The sequence below is a fragment of the Streptomyces sp. NH27 genome (genome assembly GCF_056859195.1).
On record NZ_JACEGK010000704.1, the window covers coordinates 1 to 3,206 of the forward strand.

Sequence of the window (3,206 nt, forward strand, 5' to 3'; positions counted from 1 at the left end):
CGACTCAAGCTCGCCTCAGAGCCGGGCGCGTCAGCATCTCCCGCCCCTCCCCCATCACAGGAGGCCCCGTGTCCACCCACCCTCGTCGACTCGCCCTCGCCACTGTGGCCGCGGCCGGCGTCCTCCTGGTCGCGGCCCCGTTCGCCCAGGCCAGCGGCACCAAGATGTCCCAGTCGGCGGCGGCCGCCAAGCTGTCCGCCGCGGGCGTCACCTGGAGCTCCAGCGGCAACTGCACCACCCGCTCCAACTCGACGTGTACGTCCTTCGACCAGATCAACTCCGGCACCGTCGACGCCATGGTCACCCTCAAGGGGGCCAGCGGCTGCGCGATCAACATCACCGGCGGCACCGAGGTCGGGCACGCCTCGGGCACCTACAGCCACTACAACGGCTACAAGGTCGACCTGGCGCACAACTCGTGCATCGACAACTACGTGCACAACAGCTTCACCTACATCGGTTACCGCGGCGACGGTTACCCGCAGTGGCAGGCCGCATCGGGCAACCTCTACTGCGACGAGGGCAACCACTGGGACGTCACCGTCTACTGACACGGCCCGACATGAGGCGCGCGGGCCGCGTGAGCCGCTCTCCGCGGCCATGCCCCGGCGGGTTCACCGCAATACCCGCAATGCCCGCAATGCCCGCCGCCTCGCACAGGCGACAGCTCACAGGCGACAGCTCACCAGCAACAGCTCGCAAGCGACAGCTCGGTCTCCTCGCGTCGTACGACCGCGTGGCGTGTCGTACGACCGTTCACGATCTTCGGCAGTGAAGGTGTGGCATGGCTGATTTCTCGCGTCGACGACTCCTGAAGTCCACGTTCGGTGCCGGCGGCGCCGCGGCGGCGATGGCGCTGCTCCCACCGAACCTCCAGCGCGCCATGGCGGAGTCGCCCAAGAACCCAGGGTCCCTCGACGACATCGAACACGTCGTGATCCTCATGCTGGAGAACCGGTCGTTCGACCACTACTTCGGCACCATGCCCGGAGTCCGTGGTTTCGACGACCCGGACGCGGCGACGCTGTCCACCGGGCGGTCGGTCTTCTACCAGCCGGACGCGGTCAACCCCGACGGCTACCTCCTGCCCTTCCACCTCGACACCAAGTCCACCAGCTCGCAGGCGATCCCGTCGACCAGCCACGCCTGGACGGTCCAGCACGCGGCGGTCAACGGCGGCCGGATGGACCAGTGGTTGCCCGCCCACCGGGCGGCCGACGGCGCCAACGGCCCCTACACGATGGGCTACTACCAGCGCGAGGACATCCCGTTCCACTTCGCGCTCGCCGAGTCGTTCACCCTCTGCGACTCGTACTTCTCCTCGCTCCTCGGTCCGACCTGGCCCAACCGGCTGTACCACTGGTCCGGCACCATCGACCCCGACGGCCTGGCCGGCGGTCCGGTGACCAGCAACGTGATCCCCTCCCCGTTCCGCTGGACGACCTATCCGGAGCGCCTCACCGCGGCAGGCGTCTCCTGGCACGTCTACCAGCAGGAGGACGACTACGGCACCAACCCGCTGGAGTGGTTCCAGAGCTACCAGGACGCCAAGCCCGGTGAGCCGCTCTACGAGCACGCCATGACCATCGGCCCGGCCGACCAGTTCGCGCGGGACGCGCTCAACGACCGCCTGCCGACCGTCTCGTGGATCATCCCGACCTCGGAGCAGAGCGAACACCCGGACTACACCCCGGCGGCCGGCGGCGACTTCCTGGCCCTCCAGCTGGACGCGATCGCGGCCAACCCCGACGTGTGGCGCAAGACCGTCTTCATCGTCAACTACGACGAGAACGACGGCCTGTTCGACCACATGATCCCGCCGGCGCCACCGGCCGGCACGCCGGGCGAGTTCGTCGGCGACGTGCCGATCGGCGCCGGTGTCCGGGTGCCGTGCCTCATCGTCTCGCCCTGGACGCAAGGGGGTTACGTCGCCGGCGAACCCTTCGACCACACCTCGGTACTGCGCTTCCTGGAGCGGATCACCGGAGTGCGCGAGACCAACATCACCGACTGGCGCCGCAGGACCTTCGGCGACCTGACCTCCGCGCTCGGGCTCCGCAAGTCCCGGGCGTTCCCGCAACTGCCGGGCACCAAGGACCAGTTCTGGGCCGCCGAGCACGAAGTCGCCACGCTGCCGCCGACCACGTTCCCCGGCGCCGACCAGACGCCGCCGCACCAGGAGCCGCCGGGCGGGCAGTCCAAGCCCGACACGGTTGCGCCCAAAGCCGGTTCGGCGGGGCAGGCCGGCCCGCGCCCGTACGCCATCAGCCGCATCGTCGAGAACGCCACGACGCATCGCTCGGACTTCCCGCACGGCACCGCGGGCACCGACTTCCCCGGCATCCAGGAGGCCGTGCCCGGCGTCGGCCCCACCACCGGCAGCTATGTCTACACCGTCGGCGTGTGCAGCTTCACGCTCATGGTGATCGACGAGGCCGCCCGCCAGCTCGTGGCCAGCGTCAGGGCCGGTGTGAGCCCCTACGGCCTGACGAAGACGGCCGACGGCGGCAAGCTGTACATCAGCAGCTCGGGCGAGAACGCGGTCTCCGTCTACAACACCGCCACGGGCAAGGTCACTTCCAGCATCACCGTCGGCCCCTACCCGCACGGCCTGGCCACCTCACCGGACAGCCGCAGCGTCTACGTGGCCAACACCGGCCCCGACACCGGGTTCGGCGGCTCGCAGACCCTCTCGGTCATCGACACCGCCTCCGACCAGGTCACCGCCACCTGGAAGACCGGGAACACCCCGCACTCCATCGCGCCCGGCACGGACGGCAGAACGCTCTATGTCTCCTGCTACGACGGCCTCTCCGTGGTGGACACCGGCACCGGCGAGCAGCACGCGCTGCTGACCGACCAGGCCGGGTCCAACGGCGTCGCCGTCCACCCCGACGGCACCCGCGTCTACGTGGTCAACACCTGGCACGACACCCTCTCGGTGATCGACACGCGCACCCACCGGGTCCTCACGCGGGTCCGGGTCGGCCGCATGCCGTGGCAGGTCGCCGTCAGCCCCGACGGCTCGCGGCTGTACGTCACCAACTCCAAGGACGACACGGTCTCCGTGATCGACGCGGCCCGCGACCGGGTGATCGCCACCGTCGGCGTCAAGCACGTCCCGACCACCGTCACGGCGACCGCCTCCACCATCTGGGTCGCCACCAACGCCTCCGCGACGATCGACGCGATCGACGCGAAGTCCC

At 69.7% G+C, this 3,206-nt stretch carries 2 protein-coding genes and 1 pseudogene; all 3 read left to right on the forward strand.

The genetic code is table 11. The annotated features are described in order from the left end of the window. Nucleotides 1-68: 68 nt before the first annotated feature. The gene (locus AC13HU_RS34685) at nucleotides 69-551 is read left to right on the forward strand and encodes a hypothetical protein (protein ID WP_483045973.1); all 483 of its coding nucleotides are present in this window, start codon (nucleotides 69-71) and stop codon (nucleotides 549-551) included. 233 nt (nucleotides 552-784) lie between these two features. Beyond that, nucleotides 785-2,182, forward strand: a pseudogene (locus AC13HU_RS34690) (alkaline phosphatase family protein); the annotation flags it as partial. 237 nt (nucleotides 2,183-2,419) lie between these two features. Further along, on the forward strand, nucleotides 2,420-3,206 hold a 787-nt coding region (locus tag AC13HU_RS34695), incomplete at its 3' end, for a YncE family protein (RefSeq protein WP_483045974.1).